At 34.5% G+C, this 26,660-nt stretch carries 25 protein-coding genes; 5 read left to right on the forward strand and 20 right to left on the reverse strand.

The window, feature by feature from the left end:
- Positions 1–137: 137 nt before the first annotated feature.
- The 3 genes from Q0F04_RS04525 to Q0F04_RS04535 all read left to right on the forward strand — a co-directional run bounded on the left by Q0F04_RS04525 (position 138) and on the right by Q0F04_RS04535 (position 4,357).
- The gene (locus tag Q0F04_RS04525) at positions 138–1,976 is read left to right on the forward strand and encodes an IS1634 family transposase (RefSeq protein ID WP_295750661.1); all 1,839 of its coding nucleotides are present in this window, start codon (positions 138–140) and stop codon (positions 1,974–1,976) included.
- A 219-nt stretch (positions 1,977–2,195) separates the two neighbouring features.
- Positions 2,196–3,320, forward strand: coding sequence for a trypsin-like peptidase domain-containing protein (locus tag Q0F04_RS04530; protein WP_295750663.1), 1,125 nt, complete (start codon positions 2,196–2,198; stop codon positions 3,318–3,320).
- A 77-nt stretch (positions 3,321–3,397) separates the two neighbouring features.
- The gene (locus Q0F04_RS04535; RefSeq protein WP_295750665.1) at positions 3,398–4,357 is read left to right on the forward strand and encodes an L-lactate dehydrogenase; all 960 of its coding nucleotides are present in this window, start codon (positions 3,398–3,400) and stop codon (positions 4,355–4,357) included.
- Positions 4,358–4,375: 18 nt separating this feature from the next.
- Here Q0F04_RS04535 and Q0F04_RS04540 read toward each other — a convergent pair whose 3' ends face one another.
- The gene (locus Q0F04_RS04540; RefSeq protein ID WP_295564096.1) at positions 4,376–5,122 is read right to left on the reverse strand and encodes a metallophosphoesterase; all 747 of its coding nucleotides are present in this window, start codon (positions 5,120–5,122) and stop codon (positions 4,376–4,378) included.
- Between the two features lie 447 nt (positions 5,123–5,569).
- On the opposite strand from Q0F04_RS04540, the gene Q0F04_RS04545 reads away from it, so the two are divergent.
- Entirely contained in the window at positions 5,570–7,306 is a 1,737-nt protein-coding gene (locus tag Q0F04_RS04545) for a carbon starvation protein A (RefSeq protein WP_295750668.1), read from the forward strand.
- Positions 7,307–7,885: 579 nt separating this feature from the next.
- Here the strand turns inward: Q0F04_RS04545 and Q0F04_RS04550 are convergent.
- From Q0F04_RS04550 to nagB, 7 genes are all read right to left on the reverse strand, one after another.
- Positions 7,886–9,511, reverse strand: coding sequence for a DAK2 domain-containing protein (locus tag Q0F04_RS04550; protein ID WP_295750670.1), 1,626 nt, complete (start codon positions 9,509–9,511; stop codon positions 7,886–7,888).
- A gap of 10 nt (positions 9,512–9,521) precedes the next feature.
- Positions 9,522–9,881, reverse strand: a complete 360-nt coding sequence (locus Q0F04_RS04555; RefSeq protein WP_117570682.1) for an Asp23/Gls24 family envelope stress response protein — start codon at positions 9,879–9,881, stop codon at positions 9,522–9,524.
- 55 nt (positions 9,882–9,936) lie between these two features.
- A complete protein-coding gene (locus Q0F04_RS04560; protein WP_295750673.1) occupies positions 9,937–10,944 on the reverse strand; it encodes an OCRE domain-containing protein in 1,008 nt (335 codons plus the stop codon).
- Positions 10,938–11,837 (reverse strand): UDP-N-acetylmuramate dehydrogenase, encoded by a 900-nt coding sequence (gene murB / locus Q0F04_RS04565; protein ID WP_295750675.1) that lies wholly within the window; start codon positions 11,835–11,837, stop codon positions 10,938–10,940. The genes Q0F04_RS04560 and murB overlap by 7 nt, the downstream gene beginning before the upstream one ends.
- Before the next feature lies 1 nt (position 11,838).
- Complete coding sequence (murG, locus tag Q0F04_RS04570; RefSeq protein WP_295750678.1) at positions 11,839–12,921, reverse strand: undecaprenyldiphospho-muramoylpentapeptide beta-N-acetylglucosaminyltransferase; 1,083 nt, start codon at positions 12,919–12,921, stop codon at positions 11,839–11,841.
- 29 nt (positions 12,922–12,950) lie between these two features.
- Positions 12,951–13,706 carry a class B sortase gene (gene srtB, locus Q0F04_RS04575; protein ID WP_295750681.1) on the reverse strand — a complete coding sequence of 252 codons (756 nt, stop codon included), beginning with the start codon at positions 13,704–13,706 and terminating at the stop codon, positions 12,951–12,953.
- A gap of 70 nt (positions 13,707–13,776) precedes the next feature.
- Positions 13,777–14,496: a glucosamine-6-phosphate deaminase gene (nagB, locus tag Q0F04_RS04580; RefSeq protein ID WP_227991483.1), complete on the reverse strand. Its 720-nt coding sequence runs from the start codon at positions 14,494–14,496 to the stop codon at positions 13,777–13,779.
- Between the two features lie 188 nt (positions 14,497–14,684).
- Here nagB and Q0F04_RS04585 point away from each other — a divergent pair, with 188 nt between their 5' ends.
- Positions 14,685–16,010 carry a class II D-tagatose-bisphosphate aldolase, non-catalytic subunit gene (locus Q0F04_RS04585; RefSeq protein WP_295750684.1) on the forward strand — a complete coding sequence of 442 codons (1,326 nt, stop codon included), beginning with the start codon at positions 14,685–14,687 and terminating at the stop codon, positions 16,008–16,010.
- Between the two features lie 68 nt (positions 16,011–16,078).
- Here the strand turns inward: Q0F04_RS04585 and Q0F04_RS04590 are convergent, their stop codons facing one another.
- The 12 genes from Q0F04_RS04590 to Q0F04_RS04645 form a co-directional block, all read right to left on the reverse strand.
- Complete coding sequence (locus tag Q0F04_RS04590) at positions 16,079–16,627, reverse strand: hypothetical protein (protein WP_295750687.1); 549 nt, start codon at positions 16,625–16,627, stop codon at positions 16,079–16,081.
- Positions 16,628–16,637: 10 nt separating this feature from the next.
- Positions 16,638–17,219 carry a hypothetical protein gene (locus tag Q0F04_RS04595; RefSeq protein ID WP_295750689.1) on the reverse strand — a complete coding sequence of 194 codons (582 nt, stop codon included), beginning with the start codon at positions 17,217–17,219 and terminating at the stop codon, positions 16,638–16,640.
- Between the two features lie 143 nt (positions 17,220–17,362).
- Positions 17,363–18,238 (reverse strand): PTS system mannose/fructose/sorbose family transporter subunit IID, encoded by an 876-nt coding sequence (locus Q0F04_RS04600; RefSeq protein WP_295750691.1) that lies wholly within the window; start codon positions 18,236–18,238, stop codon positions 17,363–17,365.
- The gene (locus Q0F04_RS04605; protein WP_295750694.1) at positions 18,228–19,019 is read right to left on the reverse strand and encodes a PTS sugar transporter subunit IIC; all 792 of its coding nucleotides are present in this window, start codon (positions 19,017–19,019) and stop codon (positions 18,228–18,230) included. Before Q0F04_RS04605 ends, Q0F04_RS04600 begins: the two co-directional genes overlap by 11 nt.
- 23 nt (positions 19,020–19,042) lie before the next feature.
- Positions 19,043–19,519: a PTS galactosamine transporter subunit IIB gene (gene agaB / locus Q0F04_RS04610; protein WP_003863846.1), complete on the reverse strand. Its 477-nt coding sequence runs from the start codon at positions 19,517–19,519 to the stop codon at positions 19,043–19,045.
- A 235-nt stretch (positions 19,520–19,754) separates the two neighbouring features.
- Positions 19,755–20,921 carry a M20 family metallopeptidase gene (locus tag Q0F04_RS04615; protein WP_295750697.1) on the reverse strand — a complete coding sequence of 389 codons (1,167 nt, stop codon included), beginning with the start codon at positions 20,919–20,921 and terminating at the stop codon, positions 19,755–19,757.
- A 96-nt stretch (positions 20,922–21,017) separates the two neighbouring features.
- Positions 21,018–21,449 carry a PTS galactosamine/N-acetylgalactosamine transporter subunit IIA gene (gene agaF / locus Q0F04_RS04620; RefSeq protein WP_295750700.1) on the reverse strand — a complete coding sequence of 144 codons (432 nt, stop codon included), beginning with the start codon at positions 21,447–21,449 and terminating at the stop codon, positions 21,018–21,020.
- Positions 21,450–21,485: 36 nt separating this feature from the next.
- Positions 21,486–22,664: an SIS domain-containing protein gene (locus Q0F04_RS04625; RefSeq protein ID WP_295750703.1), complete on the reverse strand. Its 1,179-nt coding sequence runs from the start codon at positions 22,662–22,664 to the stop codon at positions 21,486–21,488.
- Positions 22,665–22,805: 141 nt separating this feature from the next.
- Complete coding sequence (locus Q0F04_RS04630) at positions 22,806–23,657, reverse strand: aldose 1-epimerase family protein (protein WP_295750706.1); 852 nt, start codon at positions 23,655–23,657, stop codon at positions 22,806–22,808.
- 23 nt (positions 23,658–23,680) lie between these two features.
- The gene (locus tag Q0F04_RS04635; RefSeq protein WP_295750709.1) at positions 23,681–24,439 is read right to left on the reverse strand and encodes a Cof-type HAD-IIB family hydrolase; all 759 of its coding nucleotides are present in this window, start codon (positions 24,437–24,439) and stop codon (positions 23,681–23,683) included.
- A 212-nt stretch (positions 24,440–24,651) separates the two neighbouring features.
- Positions 24,652–25,497: a patatin family protein gene (locus Q0F04_RS04640; RefSeq protein ID WP_295750712.1), complete on the reverse strand. Its 846-nt coding sequence runs from the start codon at positions 25,495–25,497 to the stop codon at positions 24,652–24,654.
- Entirely contained in the window at positions 25,490–26,653 is a 1,164-nt protein-coding gene (locus Q0F04_RS04645) for an NADP-dependent malic enzyme (RefSeq protein WP_295750715.1), read from the reverse strand. The genes Q0F04_RS04640 and Q0F04_RS04645 overlap by 8 nt, the downstream gene beginning before the upstream one ends.
- Positions 26,654–26,660 lie beyond the last annotated feature (7 nt).

Consider the following 26,660-nt stretch of genomic DNA (forward strand, 5'->3'; position numbering starts at 1 on the left):
CGGGAGTTTAACACTTGCCAATAGCCAAAATAGTCAAATGTCGTTTAGGTACGGCTTTTTTTATGTCAAATTTTTATTTTTCAATGTTGTATGTGTTGTATATTTATGTTATAATAAGTTAAAAGGATGGATTTTCTATGAAACTTTATTATGATAAACGGCTCAAGGACCCTACTTACTATATTCAACAGGGGTTCAGAAACGGTAAAAAGACAACCACTAAAAATATCAAAAGATTAGGCAAACACTCAGAACTTCTAAAAATCACTGACGATCCTTTACAGTACGCCAAAGATGAAATTAAAAAAATGAACGAGGAATATCGTTCAGGGAGATCTGAATTTACAATTTCTTTAGATTTTAATGAACGCATTCCTTCTTCGGATGCTCTTTCTACCAACTCAAATACTTTGAATATTGGATATCTCTATTTGAAAGATATCTACGCAAAACTTAATATTTCTGATTTTTTCAAATCTGTGACTTCCGATCTTAAGGTAACCTATGACTGTAATAAAATTTGTGAGTTTCTTACTTACGCAAGAATTCTTGATCCAGCCAGTAAATATGGTACTTATGACCGTCTTGATTCTTATTACGAAAAGCCTGAGATCGAATATCAACATATGATACGTTTTCTGGATATTCTTGACAGAAACAGTAATAAATATTTGAAGCATCTTTTTGACAATTCTGAAAATGTAGTTCATCGCGATACTTCCGTTATGTACTATGACTGTACAAACTACTTTTTTGAGTCTGAAAGAGCTGATGAAGAAGTCGTCGATGAAGTGACAGGCGAAATCATTGTTGGTTTAAGACAGTTTGGAATCAGTAAAGAAAACAGACCCAATCCAATTGTAGAAATGGGTCTTATTATGGATAGTCGCGGCATCCCTATTTCCATGTGTATTCATCCAGGCAATACAAACGAACAGCTTACGGCTATCCCATTGGAAAAGGAAGTCATTAAGATGACAGGGAACAAAAAATTCATCTACTGTGCAGATGCTGGCCTCGGATCCTACAATATACGTAAATTCAATGATATGGGTGGAAGAGCATATATCGTCACTCAGTCCGTGAAAAAGTTGAGTCAGAATATGAAGGAAATTGTATTCAATGATTCCGATTATCGTATTCTGTCAAACGATGAAGAAATAACTTTGAAAAAAATAAAGACATTCGATAAAAAGGACAAAGCGAACCTGAATCTTTACAACGATTATGCCTATAAGATCATACCGGCAGATACAGCTGTGGATACAGGCTTATACGAAAATAAGGTTTATAAAAACGGAAAGACCAAGAAAGTAAAAGCTAAAGGAACACTTAAACAATATGTCATTATCACTTTTTCGAGAAAAATGATGGAATATCAAAGAACAATCCGAGAAAGACAGATTGAACGTGCAAAAAAACTTCTGAAATTGAAAGATCCTGAAAAAATAAAAAAAGGGCCAAATGATATTCGACGTTTCTTAAAGAATACATCATCTGATAGTGCAGCCTATGTATTGGATATGGATAAAATCCATGAGGAAGAAAAATATGACGGATTCTATGCGGTTGCCACTAATTTAGATGATTCTGCAAAAGATATTTTAGCTGTAGTACAAAAACGCTATAAGATTGAAGACTGCTTCAGAATCATGAAAACTAATTTTGATGCAAGACCTGTTTATCTAAGAAAGCCAGAAAGAATACGATCTCATTTCTTGATCTGTTATACAGCCTTATTGATATACCGCTTAATAGAATGTAAATTAGATGACAATCAAACACACGTGACTACATCCAATCTGATAAAAACACTTCAGAATATGAATGTAGTAAATATTGATGATATCTTTTATAAATCTGCATACAGCGGAAGTCAGACCCTGGATGCATTAGAAAAATGTTTTGAGCTGCAACTGAATAGAAAGAACTACAGACCAACCGATCTGAATAAAATTTTAAAAAAATTTTCCTGAGAAAAAACACATACAACATTTAAAAAAAAGGAAGTGCTTGAATATACCTTATATAAGGCGTATCAAGCACTTTTCACTTTTTTAACTGTCAAACTTGGGATTATATCACTGAATAGAAATAATCCAAAATTTGTATAGACAAAATAGCGTATTTGATGCATGTATTTCATTTAATTTGGTGTATACTACAGAATATAGTATGCAAAAGGAGGAATTAACATGCAAACACCACCTGAATTTAGACCCAAAACATATGTCCCTGTTCGAAATAAAATTATAACCACTGTAGGTATAATCCTATTATCAGGTATCGTTGGATTTGGTGCTGGTTATGCCGGAAGCCATCTATCTAATAATGCCAATGTCACTATTCAGCAACAAACGAATAAATCCAATTCTGGAACTGTTCAAGTATCCGATGTTTCTGATATCGTAGAAAAATGTAAAGATAGTGTTGTCGAAATCACAACTGAATCTGTTTCAAGTGGAAATTCCATTTTTGGACAATACGTTTCACAAGGTGCTGGTAGTGGAGTCATCATCAGTGAAGATGGATATATTGTTACAAATAATCATGTTGTAAGTGGAGCAACAAGTTTAAAAGTAACGACTACAGATGGCACAGAATATGATGCGAGTGTTGTTGGAAAAGATTCACAAACCGATTTAGCCGTTATTAAAGTGGATGCCAACAACCTACAGCCTGCAACACTAGGTGATAGTGATATTTTACAAGTGGGTGATCCTGCCATTGCCATTGGAAATCCATTAGGAGAACTTGGTGGTACAGTTACAACGGGCATTATTTCTGCAACAGACCGACAAATCACAATTGATGATGAAACTATGACACTTCTACAAACAGATGCTGCCATCAATCCAGGAAACTCTGGTGGAGGCTTATTCAATGCCGACGGAAACCTAATTGGAATTGTTAACGCAAAAGAAAGTTCAACCGGAATTGAAGGATTAGGCTTTGCGATTCCAATCACACCTGCTCAAGACATTATTACAGAGCTTATGCAAAATGGAAGTGTCACTTCAAGGCCCGCATTAAATGTTAGTTTGTATGACTATACTTCAAATAATCAAGGTCAATATTCAAAATACGAAGATGGCTGCTACATCGTACAAATTGTTAAAAATGGAGCTGCTGATAAAGCGGGTCTAAAACAAAATGATCGTATTATTAGTTTTGATGGTGAACAAATCCAATCGACAAGTGACGTTAAAAATGTTCTAAAAAAACATAAAATTGGAGATACTGTTAAGATGGTTGTTGAAAGGGATTCCAAGAAAGTTACAGTCGAAATCACACTACAAGCACAAACTCAAACCAATTAAGCCAGTGAATTACACTGGCTTTTTAGTTCAAACTAACCTATAATAAAAGCATAGATATAAGAAGGAGAATGAAGTTTATGTCTGAAAAAATCAAAAAAAGAAAAATCATGCTTATTGGTACAGGATTTGTCGGCATGAGTTTTGCCTATTCAATGCTTTCAGAAAAAGGAATTGATGAACTTGTTTTAGTCGATGTAAATGAAGACAAGGCAAAAGGAGAACAAATGGACCTTAGTGATGGTCTAGTATATGCAGATACTAAAATGAAAATCACTGCTGGAACCTATGCAGATGCAGCCGACACTAACATTGTTGTCTTAACTGCAGGTGCTGCTCAAAAGCCAGGTCAAACTCGTTTAGATCTAGTTAAAATCAACGCAAACATCACAAAGGGTGTATGTAAAGCTTTGAAAGAAAATAATTTCAATGGTATCTTAGTTGTTGCCAACAACCCAGTAGATATCATGACATATGTTGCATGGAAAGAAAGTGGATTACCTAAAAACCATGTTATCGGATCAGGTACTGTATTGGATACAGCTCGTTTACGTCATGCATTAAGTGAAAAATTAGGATTTGCAGACAGCAATATCCACGCATATATCATGGGTGAACATGGAGATTCAAGTTTCGTTCCTTGGATTCATTCATATATTGGATGCAAAAACTTGCTTGAATACTTAGATGAAAATGATATTTCTTTAAGTGAACTACAAGAAATCTATATTGACGTTCGTGATAAAGCCTATAAGATCATCGAATTAAAACGAGCTACTTACTATGGTATTGGTTTAGCATTAAAACGTATCGTTTCTTGTATTCTAAACAATGAACGTGCCATCTTACCAGTTTCCGCTTATCAAAATGGTGAGTATGGTAAAGAAGGATACTTTATTGGTACTCCAAGTGTTGTTGGTTCAAATGGTGTAGAACAAGTTATCCGTTTACACTTAAATGAAAATGATCAACAAAGATTTGATCACTCATTCGACACATTAAAAAATACAATCGAAGAAAATCTTCAAGATATTCTTTAAAAAAATGGCCTGACTAAATTAAATTTTAGTCAGGCTTTTAATTTCTTCATCTATATTTTCTAACAATACAACTTTATCAAATAAAGTCAAACAAGGCTTATTTGAATCTGAATAATGGATCCTATCATCATGATAGTGCCCACTAAACCACATTTTATAATCTGTTTTCTTTTCAACTGTTTCTAAACAATCATGTAAATCATAATAATCATCTCCATATAAACTCATATCCGTTTCATATTTATGAGCCAATGGATGCGATGCATATGTATCATGCGATAAAATATAGTCTACTTCCCAATTGTTTTTTTCTAATGTAGCAAAAGCATGCTTTGCTTCTTCAATCGTGCAAATTTCATCTTTCCACCAGTTTTTATGTTCTGTACGATAGCTTACATCATGGGAAAATCCACCACCCATAGTAAAGAATTTATAACCATCAATATTGAAAACTTCACCACGCATCAAATGAAATACTTTCGAGCGAATACGATGCACTTTACCACCTTTATACTCTTCTACAGGATACGTATTAAGAACATCAAAATTTTCATGATTCCCATCAATAAATAAAGTGTTCCAAGGAAGTGAATCTAACCATTTTAACCAGAAGTTATCTCCTGTACTTCCATCCCAAACACAACCAAAATCACCGCATATAATGACATAATCTTCTTCTGTCAAAGAATTGCCAACTGTAAATTCTCTAGGATTGATTTTATGAATATCTTGTTCTCTATGAATGTCTCCAGTTATATAAATCATCTGTTCCCCTCCAACAACGTTTTTACATTATAGCACAAGCGTTCACATGTTAACAAACAAATGGCAATTGTAATTAATGTAAATTGTGAAAACATTAATTTACATTTTCTTACATTTTTTATTGACATGTTTTTCAAGATGGTATATTATACAACCACAAATATTCAAAGCTATGAGCAAGACACGACTTTAAGCAAGCCCGGTTTAAGAGAGTATCAATTTTGGTGAAATGATAACGACGGTCCTTAGAGCTATCACTTGTGAGCTAATCATTTGAAATGATAGTAAAATGGTTCGTCCTTCGCGTTAAGAAGTTCTAAGTGGCAACAACGACGTTGCAAACTAAGTGGTACCGCGGAATAGTTTTAGATTTCGTCTTAGATAGACGAAGTCTTTTTTTATTATTTGAATATTTGGATAGAAAGTTTTAAGGGAGGAAAGTTATTTATGAATGGTCTATTATTATTAGCTATCGCTGCTGCATTACTACTTACAGCTTACTTAGTTTATGGACGTTATTTAGTTAAAACATGGGGAATTGATCCAAAAGCTAAGACACCTGCTTATGAAAAGGAAGATGGAGTTGATTATGTTCCAAGTAACAAATGGGAAGTATTTGGACACCAATTCTCATCAATTGCTGGAGCTGGTCCAGTAACTGGTCCAGTACTTGCGATGGTATTTGGATGGTTACCTGCATTTTTATGGGTAATGGTCGGAGGAATCTTCTTTGGTGCCGTTCAAGATTTTGGTGCTCTATACGCATCTGTTAAATCTCACGGTAAATCAATGGGACAAATCATTGAAACATACATTGGTAAAACAGGACGTAAATTATTCTTCTTGTTCTGCTGGTTATTTACTTTATTAGTTATTGCTGCATTTGCCGACATGGTTGCAGGATCATTAAACGGCTACAACGCTGCTGGTGCACAATCATTACCTAGTGGAGCTGCTAGCTCAATCACAATTCTATATGTATTCGTAGCAATCGCATTTGGTTTCTTCTTAAAGAAAACAGGTCTTTCTGGATGGAAACAAGCTGTTCTTGGTATTGCATTAATTGTTGCGATGTTAGCATTAGGAATCGCATTCCCAGTTTACTTCACTAAACAAACTTGGGTATATCTAGTATTCGTTTATATCTTCTTTGCGAGTGTTACACCAATCTGGGTATTAAAACAGCCACGTGACTATTTGACTACATTCTTATTCATCGGAATGATCGTTGCTGCAGTTGTTGGTGTATTTGTATCAAACCCTACAATCACATCACCTGCATTTACAGGATTTAAATCTGCAACAGGAAGCTATATCTTCCCAACATTATTCGTTACAGTTGCTTGTGGTGCCGTTAGTGGATTCCATTCACTTGTATCTAGTGAAACAAGTTCTAAACAAATTCGTAATGAAAGTGATATGTTACAAGTTGGATACGGAAGTATGTTACTTGAATCATTACTTGCTGTACTTGTAATTGTTGTTGTTGGATCTTTAACTAGCTTAGCTAGCAAAGGCGTATTAAATGAAACACTATCTTCTATGGCATTTGCAGATACTGCTACACCATTTATTAAATTCTCAGTTGGTGTTACTGGATTGATTTCACAATTTGGATTCCCTCAAGAATGGGGTCTATGCATCATGACAATGTTCGTTTCTGCTTTGGCATTAACTTCATTAGATGCTGTTGCTAGAATTGGACGTTTATCATTCCAAGAATTATTTGAAGTCAATGAAGAAGCTGAAACAAATAGCGTTGTTAGCTTCTTAACAAATAAATATGTTGCTACATTGATCACATTAGCTGGTGGTTACCTATTAAGTTTAGGTGGATATTTAAATATCTGGCCATTATTCGGTAGTGCTAACCAATTATTAGCTGCTATGGTATTAGTTTCATTATCTGTATTCTTAAAAGTTACAGGACGTAAAGGATACATGTTATATGTACCAATGATCATGATGTTAGTTGTTACAATGACAAGCTTAGGTATGTCAGTATATAACATCTGCTTAAAATTATTCGTAACTGGTGGATTTGCATTTATGACAGATGGACTACAATTATTCTTCGCTGTTCTATTAATGGCATTAGGATTGATGATCTTCATTGGTTCTGGAAAGAAATTGGTTCAACCTGTTGAAAAGGCAAAACTTCAAGAACAAGAACAAAACGCATAAAACAATTAAGACCGCATCAAACGGTCTTTTCTTTTCCCTTTATTAATTACTTTTTAAGATACACTATACTCTGTGAAAATCTCAATAAGACAATTTAGATGACATGATTATGAAAACATAAGATTGTTTCTTCTTGATCATTCAAGATTAAATAAATAAAACTCGGATTGTTTTTAAAACGCCTTTACTGACTATTGCTTCGTTTCAAAAGGCATAGGAGAAATTACTGTAGAACAGAAAAGAATCTACAATGCACTGATGAAAAATCATAACACAATCATCAAATGGATTACGAAAGTAGCCAATGGTTATCGCAACTGGGAACGATTCAGAAACAGATGCATGCTGGTCTTAGAGAAGGCATCGATTTAGAATTTAACAAGGATGATGGAAGCGTTAAAATGGTTGAAAAAAAGACCCGGACAACTACATGATGTCCGAGCCTAATCTCAGCTACAAATTGTTTTGAGGTATATGCCGCACCCCTTAAATTCTTGGAGAGCAAATTCAGAAACCCCTACAAAATTTATTGTACTAAAAATCCATCAGAACTCAATCTGATGGATTCATTATTTTTTACTATTCAACACCAATAATAAATGAGTAAACTGGTTGATTTCCTTCATGGATTTCAACTTCAGCATCACTGTTATCTTCGATATAAGCAGCAATTTCTTCAGCCTGTTCTTCAGTAGCTGTATCACCATAAATCAAAGTAACAAGTTCACTATCTTCATCTAACATTTTATCCAACAATTTCTTTGTTGCTTCCATGCAATCTGGACAAGAGACACAAATGTCTTTTCCAAAAATACCCATATATTCATCTTTTTTGATTTCAAGACCATCATATGTTGTATCTTTGATCGCATAAGTGACTTCACCTGATTTAACATTTTCAATAGCTTCATTCATTTCAGCCAAGTTATCTTCCAATTCAACATCTGGATTGAACATAACACAAGCACTTAATCCTTGTGGAATTGTTTTACTTGGAAGTACATGAATGTCTTGATCTGAGCATACCTGTGCAGCCTGACTAGCAGCTAAAACAATATTTGAGTTGTTAGGTAAAATGAAGATATGATCTGCATTCAACTTTTCAACAGCTGAAACAAAATCTTCAGTACTTGGATTCATTGTCTGTCCACCACCAACAACAATGTCAGCTCTAAGTTCTGTGAACATCTTCTTGATTCCATCTCCAGGAGCTACGGTAATAATGGCATATTTTTTGTGTTCTGCCATTTTTTCCTCTTCTTCTTTTTCAATAATATTGTCATGCTGTTCTTGCATGTTTTCAACTTTCAACTTAATAAAACGACCCTGACGACGTCCCATTTTAATAGCTGTAAATGGTTCTAATGTATGAACGTGTACTTTAACTAAATCTTCATCTTGTACACACACAATCGAATTACCAATTGTTGCCAATTCATCTTTAAAACTTGTTTCAGAGAAATGACGAATACCATTTTCAGATAACTTCAAAATAAATTCTGTACAGAATCCGTATTCTTCTTCTCCACCCTCTACTTTAGCTTGTGCACTTTCACCAGCTGCTTTTGCACCTTCAAGCTGTACTGGATGACCTTCCATAGCCGCAAGGAAACCTTCTAAGATTACACAAAGACCTTTTCCACCACTATCAACTACACCTACTTCTGCAAGCACTGGTAATAATTCAGGTGTTCTTTGTAAAGAAGCATTGGCTTCTTCTACCATCTTCTTCATAACATCCATACAATCTGTAATTTCTTCAGTTGTAGTGTATGCATATGTATAATCTGCAGCTTCACGAACAACCGTTAAGATTGTACCTTCTACTGGACGCATAACAGCACGATACGCAACACGACTTCCATTAACCAACGCATGAGCCAATTGAGATGCATCCATATCATCTAAATCTTCAACCGCTTGATAGATACCTCTAAAAATCTGAGAAGTGATAACACCAGAGTTACCACGTGCACCCATTAATAATCCACGAGATAACGTTTTCGCAATATCTTTTACAGAATCTGAATTCGTTTTAAGCGCTTCTTTTACTCCGTTTGATACGGTTAAATGCATATTTGTACCTGTATCTCCATCTGGCACAGGGAAAACATTCAATGCATCGATTTCCGCTGAATGATTTGATAAGTTATTCATTCCGGATTCAAGCATCTGTTTAAATAAAATACCATTAATTCTTTCCATCTCTTAACCCCTACTTTACAGCACGAACACCTTGGACATAGATGTTTACAGCGTTACATTTTACTTCCAAAGTTTTCTCCAATACATATTTAACACGTTTTTGTGCTTCATACACAACCTGACTTAATTTAATTCCTTGTAATGCAATAATATAAAGATTCAAAACTAATCCCGTTTCATCTTGTGTTACAACAACACCACGAGCATAGTTTTCTTTTTTCAATAATTCTGCCCAGCCATCTTTCAATGTTTTCTGACTAGCCATACCTACAATACCGTAACATTCAGTAATTGCTCCACCAGCTAAATTGGCAATCGCATCTAATGAAATCTCGATATTTCCGTATTCTGTTGATTTATTAATAGGCATAATAAAACCTCCCGTTTTTATTAATTATACTCTACTTAAAATATAAACACAAATCCTAATACGCTTCTACAAAGGTTTGTGTCTCCTCATCCCAATTGTAATATGTGCCATTTCCATCATAATATTCGCCAGTATTTGGATCATAATACATTCCAATGGCTTCGTGATAATACACGCCTGTGTTATCATCATAGACCCATTCTGCCTGATTCTCAGATTCATCTTCTGTTGGCTGTTGTTCTTCTTGAACCTCAGTATTCTCAGAAGAATTTTCATCTGTCACTTCAGTCTTTTCAACCTTTTCCGTCTTCTCTTCTTGTTTTTCTTCAACCTTTTGTTTCGAATTCAAATCATCACAATTCACCTTTTCAATTGTCGAATGCGTAGAATCCAAAACCAGACAAACAGACTGCCCCTTTAGTTTTGTCAAAACACTTTGATATTTAGATAGCATTTTTATACTTTTTAAATTGGTATAAACAATATTGCCATCTTGCATTGTAATTTTAAACATATTCTTATCATAACTTGTTTTATATGGTACGATTTCTGCAAACTTTTCAATTAATTCTCGAGTTAACACTTTGTGATGTTTTTGAAACTGTTCACATAACTGCTTTCTTTGTTTCGCATTAAAATTTGACAACAAAGGAAAATGCACAATCATATTTAAATATTGTTCTTCTATTTCAATCGAAGAGCCATCTTGGCAAAGAGCATAATTCTTATTGTCTTTCACATAATAACCAATAATCAATTTTTCCTGCACATTAAAAGTAAGCTTTCGATTTTTCTTTGAAACATCACAAGACTGAACAAAAGGCATCTTTTCTACTCTTTTTTCCAATATAATTGAAGGCATTAAAAAGATACGTGTTTTCGTACTCACATTTGCCAAATCATAGACTTCACTATCTGACAAATAATAGTTGTTTTTACATGATAAAACCTTGACATGGGAGTCTGTAGAAAAATAATACACAAAGATACTAGCTACCATCATCACAACAAGACTTAAAACAATCGATTGTTTAATGGTTAGCTTAATTTTTTTTCTTACCAATATAACTGCTCAACTTCCGTAACCATGTCAATGTTATACTCTTTTTTTGCTCGAATTTTAATTTCATGAATCAAATCACGAACATCTTGAGCTGTCGCATTTAAATCATCATTCACAATAAAATTACAGTGTTTTTCACTTACCATGGCACCACCAATTTTATAGCCTCTTAATCCCAACTCTTCAATCAATTTCCAAGCTGGAATTTCTTCTGGATTTCTAAACACACTACCTGCACAAGGCTTATCCAAAGGCTGTGCACTCATTCTTCTTTCGCGTCTAGAATCCATTAAATCACGAATATCATTTTGGTTTCCTTTTTCTAATTGAAAACGCCCCACTAAAATAGTCCAATCTTTGTGTGATTGGAAAATAGAATGACGATACGCATAATCCAATTCATCTTTTTTCATCCAACAAATTGTATTATCTTTTAAAACACATACATCAATTAAGTGATTTGCCAAATTGTCCTTATAGGCTCCGGCATTCATATAAAGTCCACCACCAATTGAGCCTGGAATTCCACTTGCCCATTCTAATCCAGTTAGTGATCTTTTCATGGCTTCTACTGCCATATTTATAATTGAACATCCCGCTTGCGCTACTAACACTCCATCTGGTTCAAAATAGAAATCATTCAAAGTACGATCTAAATTGATGATTGCACCATGAAAATCCGTATCTGAACATAAAACATTAGATCCACGTCCAAGTACATAATATGGAATATTTTCCTGTGCAAGTATTTCAAGTACACACATTAGTGCAGTACAATTTTTGGGATATATATAATAGTCTACGCAACCACCAATCTTAAAAGTGGTATGTTTCTTCATAGGCTCATGTTCTAAAACTTCTGCATACGTCATTAAACGATCCTTTATGCTCATATTAGTTCCCCTTTTTACATATATTTTTCAATAAATCTATAATATCATATGCCGCATTTGGTTTACCCATCTGCAAAGCATGTTCATGCGTTTGTTCATATACCACTGGATTTGCGTACAAAGACACGATTTGACCTTGCAAAGTTTCCGCATTCAAATCCTTTTCTTCAATAATACGACAAGCTTGTTGTCTTAGTAGCATGCTCGCATTATAAAATTGATGGTTATTTGCCACATAAGGACTTGGTATTACGATAGAAGGAATACCTAAAGCTGTTACTTCTGCAAGCGTTGTTGCTCCTGCACGACAAATCATTCCATCGACATGTCCATAAATACGCAATGTATCTACATATGGTACAACATGAATATTTTTTTGGTTTTCAAATAAGTTCAAATCTTGAGAATTGTCTTTTCCACAGACATACAAAAACTGTAAATCATCATCGACATCCTTTAAAGCACTCTTCATCAGTTCATTTACTGAACTAGAGCCTAAAGAACCCATCATAATAAGGATGGTTTTTTTATCTAAATCTAAACCTAATGATTTAAAATAGTCTTCATCAAATTTTGCCTCTTTGGCAATTGTTGCTCTTGGATTTCCCAACATATGAATCTTTTCCTTTGGGAAAACCTCGTTACATTTCTCATAACAAGTTATGATCGCATCCACTTTCTTCATAACAAGCTGATTAGCCTTACCAACAATAGAGTTTTGTTCATGAATTACAGTATGGATACCTAAAGAATGAGCTGCCATAATAACTGGTGCACTCACATAGCCTCCAAATCCAATAACCACATCTGGATTGAATTCTTTTAAGTATTTTTTTGCCTTACCTTCTGCTTTAAACATCTGACAAACCGCCATGCATTTTTTTAATACATTTCCTACTAATCCAGAAGTATGCAAAGCCTTAAACGCATAGCCATTTTGTGGAATCAAATCCTTTTCCATGCGATCATCATTTCCAATAAATAATATTTCAGTCGAAGAATCAAGTTCTTTCATTTTATCCGCTAAAGCTAAAGCCGGATAAATATGACCCCCTGTTCCTCCTGTCACAAAACAAATTTTCATATTAAAAACCTCACCAAGTATATCATATATCAATCTTTTAAAACAATATCGTCACTTGTCTTTTCCAGTTGCCCAGTCAAAACAAAACGATGACTCGATTCAAATCCATAATCTAAATCACATGTGGATAAAGAAATAAATTTTTGATCTGTATTCACTAAATCATTGAAGTATGTAGACGATTGTTTCATAGAATCTAAAGTCTCTTGTCTATAATCTCCAAATGACGTTGTATAGAATACACTATCATCCGTAGTTTTCGCAAATGTAAATACATGACATTTATAATTTGCATCCGGTGTTAATACATAAAATACTGGATGCGACTTAAAAAAATCTTCATCACAATACTTCTTTAATAAAGTAAACATGCCTCTACCTTCAACAGAATGTCCATATATAATGGAATTATCATCTTGGAATTGTGCATTCGCATTCGCATCTAAAAAAATCGAACCTCTATTATTATATTCCCCACTCACGGTGTGATTCAAATAATATTCATTATCTTTTGACTGCATAACAGGAAAAGAAATGTCACAACCCGGAACATAGATCCATCCTACAATATCTTGATTCTCTGCTTGAAGTGCTGTCCAGTCTGGTTCTAAAACATTCTTTTCTACTTTATTTTCACTTTTTTTCTTAATTACTTTTGCTTCTAATTGTTTTGTCTGTGTCTCAACTTGTTGTTTCTGTGAATAAATGTCCCATAAATTATAAGCACTATACCCAAATACACAAAGGCTAACGACAAAAACAATTCTATATATCCATTTTTTCATACAGCTTAATTTTAGCACAAATAAAAAGGATAGAGAAATGAATTCCCTATCCTAATAAAGACAATCGCAATTATTTAGTTAATTTACTAGCAGCTGCTTTATCTAATACAACAACTACATCAGCGTGATTTTGTAATGCACTTGCAGCACATGCAGTATCGATTGGTCCTTCGATCATAGCTTTAACAGCATCTGCTTTATTTTCACCATTAGCTACTAATAATACTTTTTTAGATTTCATGATTGTTCCAATTCCCATTGAAATAGCTTGTGTTGGAACTTTGTTGATATCATTGTCAAAGAAACGAGCATTCGCTTCACGAGTGTTTTCTGTTAAATCAACGATGTGAGTTAATGTTTCAAATGGTGTACCAGGTTCATTGAATCCAATGTGTCCATTTTGACCAATTCCTAATACTTGTAAGTCAATTGATACTTCACTTAAAGCATCTTCATAAGCTTTACAATCAGCTTCTGTATTTCCATAAGGAACATGTGTATTATTTAAATCAATATCAATATCTTTAAATAAGTTTTCATACATAAATGTATAGTAAGATTGAGGATCTTTACGATCGATTCCTACATATTCATCTAAGTTATAAGATTTAATATCTTTATAGCTGTATCCATCTTTGTGGTATTGGATCATTTCCTTATATAATCCAACTGGACTAGATCCTGTTGCCAAACCTAAGACAGCATCTTTTTTAGCATCCAATAATTCTTTCATGACTTCAAATGCCTTTGCGGACATTTCATCATAGTTTTCACATACAATAACCTTCATTGTTATCTCCTCCATATTCTCTTCTTATATTATAACATAGCGCTTTCAAAATAAAATGTACATTTTAGTAATGCTTTTGTCATTTTTAACAAATTAGTAATATTTGCACTTTTTAATTGACTTTACACCAAAAAGAAGAAAAAAAGTTAAAGATACTGTATAATATAAACAGTTAAGGAGGACATACAATGCCTAAACAAAACCCATTATTAAACATTGTTAAAAAACAAAAAGAAGGTAAAGCCGTAGCTATCTATTCATGCTGTTCAAGTAATGCATTCGTTATTGAAGCTGCGATGGAAACCGCAAAAAAACAAGATTCATGTGTTTTAATTGAATCGACTGCAAACCAAGTAGATCAAAATGGTGGTTACTCAGGAATGACACCAAAAGATTTCTTCAACTTCTGTCATGAAAAAGCAAAAGAAGCTGGTTTATCAAGTGATCGTATTTTCTTAGGTGGAGACCACTTAGGACCATTAACTGTCGCAAACAAACCAGAAACAGAAGCTATGGAATATGCGAAAACATTAGTACACGACTATGTCCGTGCTGGATTCACAAAGATCCACATTGATACAAGTATGAAAGTTGCTGATGATGATCCAAATACTCGTTTGAGTGATGAAACCATTGCTCGTCGTGGAGCTACGTTGGCTAAAGTTTGTGAAGAAGCTTACCAAGAATTGCTTCAAGAAAATCCAGAAGCTATTCACCCTGTATATATCGTCGGTAGTGAAGTTCCAATTCCAGGTGGAGCACAAGAAGAAAATGCTGGTATGCAAGTTACAAAACCTGAAGATTTCAAGAGTACAGTAGCTACATTCGAAAAAGCATTTGATGACATGGGAATTGCAGATGCTTGGAACCACGTTATTGCTGCTGTTGTTCAGCCTGGTGTTGAAGAAAAAGACGCTGGATGTGAAGAATATGATCGTGAACGTGCTAAAGATTTAATGGCGAGTATTAAAGATTTTGACAAATTAGTATTTGAAGGTCACTCAACAGATTACCAAACAAAATACAAATTACGTGAATTAGTAGAAGATGGTGTTGGCATCTTAAAAGTTGGTCCAGGACTTACTTATGCAGCTCGTGAAGGAATCTTCTCATTATGCATGATCGAAGAAGAATTAGCAGCTGTTTATGGATTTGAAACGAGTCACTTCCGTGAAGAATTAGACAAAGCTATGTTAGCAAACCCAGGTAAATGGGCTCCATATTATCATGGTACAGAAAATGAAATTGCATTCAAACGTAAGTATTCATTCTCTGACCGCTGCCGTTACTATCTACCTCAAGAAAATGTTAAGAATGCTTTAGCTAAATTATTAGTTAACTTAAAAGAACACCCAGTACCATTACCATTGTTAAGTCAATATATGCCTTTCCAATATACTATGGTACGTGAAGGTAAATTAAACAATACACCTGAAGACTTAATCAAAGCACGCGTTATGTATACAATTGAAGAATACACTTACGCTAGTCACCAGGAAGAATTAGTTCGCTAAAACAAATATTGCGCATCTTAAAGATGCGCCTTTTTTTATGCAAATAAAAAAAGGTTCAATCGAACCTTTTAATTACTCTTTCTAGAAATCAATTCTTTAGCGTGATATAACGCAAAGATAAACGTTAATGCACTAATTACATAATTAAGAGTTAACATCCAACCTGTGTAATGTTCATTATATGCATTAATGATGATCAATACAGCTAATGCTAACAATAAAACCATTTTCAAAATTACTTTATTTGTATCTAATGTTTTAATAGAAGCCTCACTCTTCATTTTTTCATCACATTTAAAATTTTCAACACGAGTTAAATTTTTCAAGAATCGTCTGAATCTAAATTCTAAAAATCCATATACTGCAACGCCAGCTAAAATACATAACCAGATTGGCATATCAAACATCAACATCAAGATAAATCCAATAGCTCCCATCACAAAGCGCATACTGAATTGTTTATATCGATCTTCATTGTTTGCCAAAATATATCCTGTTTTAGAGAATACATCATAATATACAGCTCTTCCACGCTCATCCTTATAAACATGCCAACCAGATACATTACCCTTTAAATCTGTTCCCTGTTTTTTTCTTGTCTTTCTTCCTTCTGCCATAACTATCTCCTTACCACTCAACTACTTCTTCGAGTTCTTCTTTTTCAAGATTCTGTCGTTTCTCTTCTTCTTTAGAATCCACATAATCTGTGTATGGTGTCAGACAACCATTATCCTGTGGTTGATCATGACCATCCATGTGTACCATTATTTTGTCAAGAATATCGGTTTGTGTCAACTTTTCTCCGACTTTTGAAGCCTTCAAAAAACTTGGGGCACGACCAATCTCCATAAACATCGTTTCTAATTCCGCATAATCTGCTTCATGCACACCTTCTGTAAAATACTCTAATTCTTGAAGCATCATTTTACAGAATGTCTTTACATCACGCATGTCAATGTTTCCTCTAAAAATAATAAACACTTTATGATCATTCGTTACTTTTAAAGGTTGAGACATCGTAAATTTGTTTTGGATTGCCTTGTATACTTCTTCCCTTGTCTCTTCCATATATTCTAAATAATAAGGTTTATCCTCTAATTCCTTATTATTATGTACATTAAAATAGATAGTATTGTAAACTCCACAATGTCTAAAAATAGTTCCTTTGACACTTGTCACATAAAGAACTGGATATTTTTTATCTGCCATATTATGTACCTCCTTAATTTCATTTTTAAACCATTAAATTTTAATATTTAATGACCTAAAAATAAAATTAAAGGTTGTAAGGATATAATCCGTTACAACCTTATATTTGAGAGAAAATATTCTAACTTCGTTAGATTAGCCGACTAGACTACTGTCCAAGGAACTGGTACTAATGGTGTATATGAACCAGACCAGATACCGAATGCAGCTCCAACAATACCGATTACTAAGAATAATGCGATACATTTTACTGGAGTCCAGTTTTTCTTCTTAATCAATACATAGCACATCATAGTGAATGCGAATGCGATTAAGCAAGGTAAAATCATATTTAAGTAGTTTTGGATTACGATTGGATCACCTTCACCATTGGCAATAGAGATACCTAATTTAGTTCCTCCACCATAGTTAGAAATTAAAGCACCAACAACGAATACACCTAATACACTAGCAGCGTGAGTGAATGCTTTTGCGTTAGCAGTCATCATCTTAACAGCAGTTAAACCTAAGTTGTATGACCAGTACATTAAAGCAAAACGTAATACCATTTCAACACCAAATGCGATAACGAAGTATAAGATTGGTCCCATGATGCTTCCATCAATAGCCATGTTTGCAGTTAAACCAGCAGTGATAGGAATTAATGTATACCAGAACAATGCATCACCAATACCACCTAATGGAGCAGCAGTTGAGATACGTACAGAACGGATTGTCTGAATATCAGTTTTTTGTTGTTCCATTGATAATACGATACCCATAACGAATGTTACGAAGAATGGGTGAGTATTAAGGAAATCCATATTGTGAGTCATAGATGCAGCTAAGTCATCTTTATTAGTGTGGATTTTTTCCAAGCCTGGTAACATAGCCCATAACCAACCAGCAGATTGCATACGTTCGTAGTTGAACGCAGCCTGTAATTGGCAAGAACGCCATACCATTTTGTTTAAAGTTTGTTTATCTAATCTTGCAGCAGGAGTAAGATCCTTGTAAGAAGTCATTGCATTAGATTCCATCACTTACACCTCCCTGCGCAGCTTTTGTTTCAATAGAAGTAATCTTGAAGTCTAATAATGCGATTGCAACACCGATGAATGCAACTAAGATCAAGCAAGCAGAAGCAGTAGCTTCAACGTTACCGAATAGTAATGCAGTTGCAAAACCACCTAGTAACCATCCCCACAAGTCGTTAGAAAGCATAATCTTTAACAATACAGCGAAACCTACGAAACGCATCATTCCACCGGCAGCACTTAAACCACCCATGAACCAACTTGCGTTTTCACTTAAGCTTTGTAAAGCACCAGAAGCAGCAGTTCCACCAACATATGCTAAAATAGCGATTACAGCAAATAAAGTACCTAAGATAGCCATAGAAGTATTACATACAGCTGTAATTCCTTTAGGGTTAGCTTCAGCAGCAGCCTTATCAGCTTTAGCCATTAAACCAGACATGATTGTAAATGTTAATGTTACAACGTATTGTCCGAATGTAGCGAAAATCATACAAGCTCCTAAAGCAGCATTAATATCCATTTTTGCTTTAACAGCGAAAATCATAGCAACAACTGATCCTAATACAGCGTTAGGAGGCTGTGCTCCACCAACTGGCATGTTACCAACCATCATTAACTCATATGTACCACCAACAACTAAGCCAGTGTTTACATCACCTAAGATTGCACCAATAATTGGACAAGCAATGATAGGACGATAAACGATTTCAGTTAATGAGAATTGGTCGATGGCAAAGAAGAATGTTACAATTGCCAATAACACAATTTCTACAATATTCATTTTTCATTTTCTCCTTTTTTGGATTAGCTCCAAAGTTTATTAATATCTTCAGGTGCGATGTCAGGTACACGTTGAATTTCTAATTCAACACCTAGTTCTTGCAATTTCTTGAATGCAGCAACATCATCGTCATTTACAGCTACTGTAGTAGCGACTTGACGTTTACCTTCAGACATGTGCATGTTTCCAATATTACATTTTTTAATTGGAACACCACCCTCAACTAGACGTAATACATCTTGAGGTGTTTCACAAATGATGAAGATTTTTTGAGCAGGGCTCGCTTTTCCAATAATGTCGATTGTCTTCTGAATTGAGAAGTAACGAGTCTGAGCATAAGCTGGAGCAGCCATGTTCATCAAACCTTGACGGAATTCATCTTTTGCGACAGCGTCATTTGCAACTAATAATAAGTTAGCTCCTAGAACTCCACTCCATTGAGTTGCAACTTGACCGTGAATCAAACGATTGTCGATTCTTGTTAATAAGATATTTGGCATATTCTCTCTCCTTCCTGATAGCGCTTTCTTCTTTAAAGAATAACTATCTTGACTATATTATACATTTTCTATGCATAAATGCTTTACACATTTTAAGAAAATGTTTGCACTTTTTAGTAATTTTTTATTTTTTATCACTAACAATTATAAAAATTGGCAAAAAAAACACATAATTATCACAAAATCGTTTCTAAAATCTATTTTGAAAACCTTTTCATAAAAAAGAACATGCAAATTAACATGTTCTTTCTTTAAACTCTTTTTTTGCCTTTTCTAACATTTCTGGTTTAGTAATCAAATCCAAGCCAACCAACGCAATAGCTGTAGCTGCTTTAACTAATCCATTTTTTCCCTCTTCACTAATCGTTGCAGCCGCCATTTCCTTTGAATGTCCAGCCACAGAACAATCTGCAATTTTGATAGTTCCCTGAATTGTTGGACAAACATAACTTACACTTCCAACATCTGTAGAACCACATGGAACTTCATCAACCGGATTAATTTGCTCAACTCCTAGCTCTTTATATTTTTCTGTCAACATATCAGCTAGCGTATAGTTGATTTTTGTATCTTCATAAGGACATTCATACATGCTTGTTTTGTAAGTTGTTTGACTTGCAGTACATGATCCCTTCACACAATCTTCTGCGCGAGCTGCAATCTCTTTACAATATGCCATTGTAGTAGCTCTAAAATAATATTCCATACTTGCATAAGCAGGGATTACGTTCGCTGCAAGACCTCCATCACGAATAATTCCATGAATATATGATCCTGGAGTTACAAACTGACGTAACATTGAAATCTGTGTATATGTACTAATAGCTGCATCCAATGCACTATGTCCCTCTTGAGGATGGCATCCATGTGCATTCTTACCAAAGAATTCATATTTAATTGGTAAAATCGCCAACGATCTAGATCCAACGCCATTTTCTGTACTTGGATGAACCATCAAAGCTGCATCTACATCATCAAATACCCCAGCTTCACTCATCTTCACTTTTCCACCAAAGTTTTCTTCACCAGGCGTACCCACAACACGTACAGTTCCACCAATTTCATCCACGACACTCTTTAAAGCTTCTCCAGCCGCAATACCAATACCAGCAATCAAGTTATGTCCACATCCATGTCCAACTTCAGGAAGTGCATCATATTCACACATATAAGCAATCGTTGGTCCTTCTTTACCCGATTTATATTCAGCTACAAAATCTGTATCGATCACAACGCTCGACTTCACATCAAATCCAGCATCTTTTAAATACTTCACCAATACCTTCTGTGTTTCATACTCCTGAAATCCAGTTTCTGGATTTTCATAAAGTGTTTTTACAATTTCCATATAAGCATCTAAATGTTCTTGAATAGACGCCTCAATTCTAGTTTTATAATCCATTCTAAATACCTCCGCATGTAAAAATATCATACCTCATTTACAAATATTTGAAAAGTTTTTACAAAAGAAAAAGCCAGGCAAAGCCTAGCTTAAATATTAGATACCATCTGAAAAATCGTCGTTTTGTTCAACATGTTGGAATACATAACGCATAACTTGGTCTTTTCCAACATTGCATGCAGATTCAGCTAAAGCATGAACATCTTCAGAGAAAGTACGAGTTAAGTTGATTTCAACTAACATACCTAAGTTTGTACCTGCAACAACTTCTACGTTTCCTCTTGGGAATCCAATTTCAACAGCCGTTTTGAATGGAGAACCACCAGCTAAATCACTTAATACAATGATTCCTTCGCAGTCTTTTAACGAATCCATAGCGTCTGTTAATTTTTTTGCTAAATCATCTGTTGAATCTGTAGCCTCAAAATCTACAGCAACATAATCTTTTGCATCTCCAGCAATCAAGTTTAAGCTTGTAGTTAAACCTGTCGCAAAGTGGCCATGACCAGTAACAATTAATCCTATCATCTTCTTTTTTCTCCTCTAATTTTCTCCTCTGAATTCTTACTTTGCAGTATATGGGTAAATAGTTACACCCTTAACAACACGGTTTACTTCACCTGTTGGACATGGATTGTCTGGTGTAATCTTGTAGCTCAATGATTTAAACAACGCAATAACCTGAGCCACTAAAATGTAGTCAAATCCTAAGAAAATATTATCTTTAGGTGCATCTAAATCAAAGTTAATGAATGTATCTACTAATCCTTCGATTTCAGCATCTGCATGACTAGAAACAGCAACTAAACGATTCTTTTTACGTTGTCCACTCATTTCTTTAATAATGTCATATTCATATTGTCTTTGATATTCATCATCTGATAAATAAACAACTGTTAAACATTCATCATTGATAACTGATTTAGGTCCATGACGGAATCCCATTGGACTATCAAATGTAGTTGTAACTGTACCAGCAGTTAATTCACAAATCTTTAATTGACTTTCTTGAGCAATACCCTTCAATGTATTTGCACCTAAGTATACAATACGGTTGAATTCTGCAAAGTCAGCAACTAAATTTTCGCATACTTTGTATCCTTCATCAACAAATTTTTGTCCTTGAGCAATAACACTTTCCATTTCTTTTGCAGCTTCATCAATATCATCTAAACGGAAACATAATAATGCAGCCAACATCATGTTAGAGAAACTTGAAGTCATTGCGAAAGACTGGTCATGAGTTTCTGGAGTCAAGTTAATATCGTAAGCATTGTCACGAGTAGCAGCGGCTTTTGCTAAAGCTCCATCTTTATTACATGTAATGAATAAATGATAAACATTTTCCTTACATACTTCATCAGCAACTTGTACAGAGCCAACACTTTCAGGAGAGTTTCCTGAACGACCAAAGTTCACTAATAAAGTCTTTTTGTTTCTTGATAAATAGTTTTCTGGAGTTTCTACTAAATCTGTAGAAGCATATGATTTTGCATGATAACCAGTATAACGGTTAATATATGAATATAAAGCATTACCTACATATTCACTAGTTCCAGCACCTGTAAACACGATATCGCAATCTGGATCACTTAATACAGGTTCCATGAATTTTTTTAAAGCTTCCTTTTCATTTTTGATTTGAGCAATTGTTTTTGCCCAAGTAGCAGGTTGTTGGTAGATCTCCTGTGCAGTAAAAATACCACTTAATTCTTCCCAAGTTGATTTTTCTTTTCCGAACATTTTTCTTTCTCCTTCTGAACTTAATTTCATTATAGCCATTTTTAACTAAAATAAAAGATTTTGGACGAAAGTAAACTAAAAAGTGCAAATTTGTTCTTTAAAAATACAAATTTTAATTAAAAAAAGAAGGATTTCTCCTTCTTAAAGCACCTCGATCCAGTATGAACAAGACCATTCTTCATTTGGTTTTAAAACCATAGTTCCTTCTCTATGATAGAAATCTGGTGTCTCTTTTTCAAAATCCCCATGCGAATACCAAGGCTCAATACATAAGAAATCCGATGCACTATCATGAGTCCATAAAGCTAAATATGGATATCCCTCAATCGATACACGAACCACTTCTTCATCTCCATGTTTTAAAGTTACATAATTCGATTTTAAATCCTTATAAATAATCGTCGCATACTTCTTTACATCATCTCGAGACAATTTCCATTCTTTGAATGCAACATCCTGATATTCCACATTCTTTTCAAAACTTGGATCAAACAACAATTGTTTTGCGTTTTCTTCTTTTTCAAATGCCAAAGTATATGTAGAAAATTCATCATCCAACTTGAACGCAGGATGCAAACCAAACCCAAAAGGCATATCCTTAGAGTCATTATTTTTTACATGATACTGAATTAAAACTTTATTCCCATCCAATTTATATCCTATCTCAAAATGGAAATTAAAAGGATATTGAGCTAATGTTTCCTCATTCGCATCTAAACTAAATACAAGTTCATCCTCTTTACTTTCACCCTTTAAGGTCGCATAACGAATTAAACCATGATTCTTCATCGCATATTTTTTGCCATCAATCTCATAATCCTTTGTATATGTATTTCCTACCATTGGAAATAAAGAAGGATTTCTACCAGACCATCCTTGATTTCCCTGATATAAAGTTTCACGATCTGTACTTTTCTTTACTAAGTGCAGCATTTCGCCACCCTTTTCTGTACACTCCAACTTCAATACATCATTCTCTAAAATATAAGCCATCTTATTCTCCTCCTATTCAGCTTTTATTTTCCCAGTAAGAAATTGTAGATGCCATCCTCATCCACTCTTCCAATCACAACATCACTCACTTCTTTTAATGCTTCACACGCATTGCCCATCGCAACACCCACATCGGCAAGCTTCAACATATCAATGTCATTGGTTCCATCCCCAAAACAATACGTTGTCTCAAACGCATGAGCATCCATGATTTTCTTTACAGCCGTTGCCTTATCTACTTGATTCGCACGTAATTCAAAACAATCCGGATATTCTATGTATCCCAAATTTTTGATCAACGGTCTTAATTCCTCTTTCGTTTCTCCTTGGCAAAAAAGTAAAACATTCAACACATCATCCTTTTCAAAAGGTTTATAAACTGGACTATTTAAATACAACTCAAAATATATATTGTGCGCAAAACTAGAATATGGCGTACCAAAATAGTTCCCCTCTCGTGTACTGTAACGATATTCCAAGTTTCGTTCTTTACAAAATTGATCTATACTCCTCATTGTTTCTTTTGGAAGACAATTCATTTCAAGAATCTCTTTTTGTTGATTCAAAATCAAAGCCCCACCATCACTGATCATGCAATCAAATTGAAAATTTCGCATACAAGAAGGAAGATTCTTTAATTCCGATTGACAACGACTCGTAGATAAAGCTACAAAGTGTCCTTGGCTTTGTAGTTCATTTAACATTTTAAAAGTTTTCTCACTCACTTCATGAAACTTGTTATTGTATAAAGTTCCATCCATATCAAAAAAATAACCATTCATACCTTAATAATAGCCTCTTTCTAATTTTTTTAAAAGAATTTTCGGTTTTAATAATAAATTCACATTGACTCTTTATAATAGAAACTGTGACTACAACCTCGTTTCTAGTTTAATACATATTTGCGCTTCGCACAATGTAGTCACTAATGCCACAATACGCCTCCTTAAATGATTGTTGTGGCAAAACAAAAAACCTGGATTTCCAGGTTTTTCTATTTTATGAATTCTTTAATTTGATCTATACGCTCAAGAGTTTCATCATATCCTAATTGAAACCAAGGGCCCAATTTTTCTGGATCTGTTGTATAACGAGTGACACCAAGATCTTTATGAGGACGTAAAATCAATGCCTTACCCTCTTTTTCAAGTTGTGCAATCTTATCCCACTGTTCCTTATAACGAACATGGCGATTTCTTAAGTCATCCGTAATTTGTTTATCCTTATAGACTAAATTAGATAACCACAATTGCCATTTTGGAGCCGGCTTACGAACATAGCCTTCTTCCTTTGTTGAAATGATAATATGTTTATCATTTCCTGCACGAAGACTTTGTTCAATACTAATCATATCGACAAGCCCTGCATCCATCCACATTTCACCATTAAATTTATAAGGTTTAGCTAGAAGCAATAATGCGCAACTTGCCTTGATCAATGTTTCATCTTTATCAATAAAACTCTTATCAAAATATTCTACCTTATGCGTTTTTAAATTATATATGCCCACTTCCATTTGCGTTTCACTATTTTGGAAAGCTTCTAAATCCAATGGAACTCTAGATTCAATAAAATCATATGTAGCTTCAATACCAAAAATAGAACCTTCTTTAAAGAATGGTCTCCATCCAACAACACCTTTTTGACAAGGCGCATCAATACCTGTAACCTCTAAACGATCTATTTGTTTTGAGACATAACTCAATAAAATTTCTGTACCAGCACTAATCCCTACACAATAAGGAAGAACAATGTCATGTTCAAGTAGACATTTTAATACTCCTGCAGAATAAGCAGCTTTAGTACCCCCACCTTCTGCAACAATACCAACTCTACTCACGCACTACACCACTTTCTCTTGCCGCATCCGCTACTGCTTGAGCCACAACATCTGCAACTCTTGGGTCTAGAGCGGAAACAATAATATGTTCACTATCCAACATATCTTCTGTAACCATTGAACTGATTGCATAAACAGCCGCCTCTTTCATCGCATCATTGATACAAGTAGCTCCTGCTTTTAATGCTCCTTTAAAGATACCAGGGAAAGCCAACACATTATTGATCTGGTTAGGATGATCACTACGACCTGTTCCTACAATATAGGCACCCGCTTCTTTTGCGTCTTCCGGCTCAATTTCAGGTACTGGGTTCGCCATTGGGAATACAATTGCCTTTTCATTCATAGATGCAATCATTTCTTTAGATACGATATGACCTGCACTAACACCAATAAATACATCTGCGCCAACTAACGCATCCTTTAAAGAACCTGTTTTTCCTTCTTTGTTTAACTTATCAATCAATCCTCTTTGACCACTTGTTAGATCCATATCTGCTGTTAAGATACCTTGTTTGTCCACTAAAATAACATTACCCAAACCAATCTTTAAAATTAAAGTCGCAATCGCAACACCAGCACTACCAGCACCATTGATTACGATGGTTGGATTTTGTTTTTCAGCCAATTTCAAAGCATTTACCAAAGCAGCACAAACTACAATAGCTGTACCATGCTGATCATCATGGAAAACAGGAATATTCATTTTTTCCTGTAATCTTTTTTCAACTTCAAAACAACGAGGAGCCGCAATATCTTCTAAGTTGATACCACCAAAGCTAGGCTCTAAACTTGAAATAATCTGAACCAATTCATCTGTATCTTGTGTATTCAAACATAATGGAACGGCATCCACATTTCCTAATGCCTTAAACAATACACACTTACCTTCCATTACCGGCATACCTGCTTCAGGACCAATATTTCCTAATCCCAAAACTGCACTACCATCACTAATAACCGCAACAGTATGGGCTCTACCCGTATAGACATAACTGTTCTTTTTATCTTTTTCGATTTCTAAACAAGGTGCCGCAACACCTGGTGTATAGGCAATTGATAAATCATCTCTATTTTCAATCTTCATTTTTGGAACTGTTTCCAATTTACCGTTCCATTTTGCATGTAATTTTAAAGCTTCCTTAGCGTAATCCATGACAACC

The sequence above is a fragment of the uncultured Holdemanella sp. genome (genome assembly GCF_934772795.1).
Classification (GTDB): domain Bacteria; phylum Bacillota_I; class Bacilli_A; order Erysipelotrichales; family Erysipelotrichaceae; genus Holdemanella.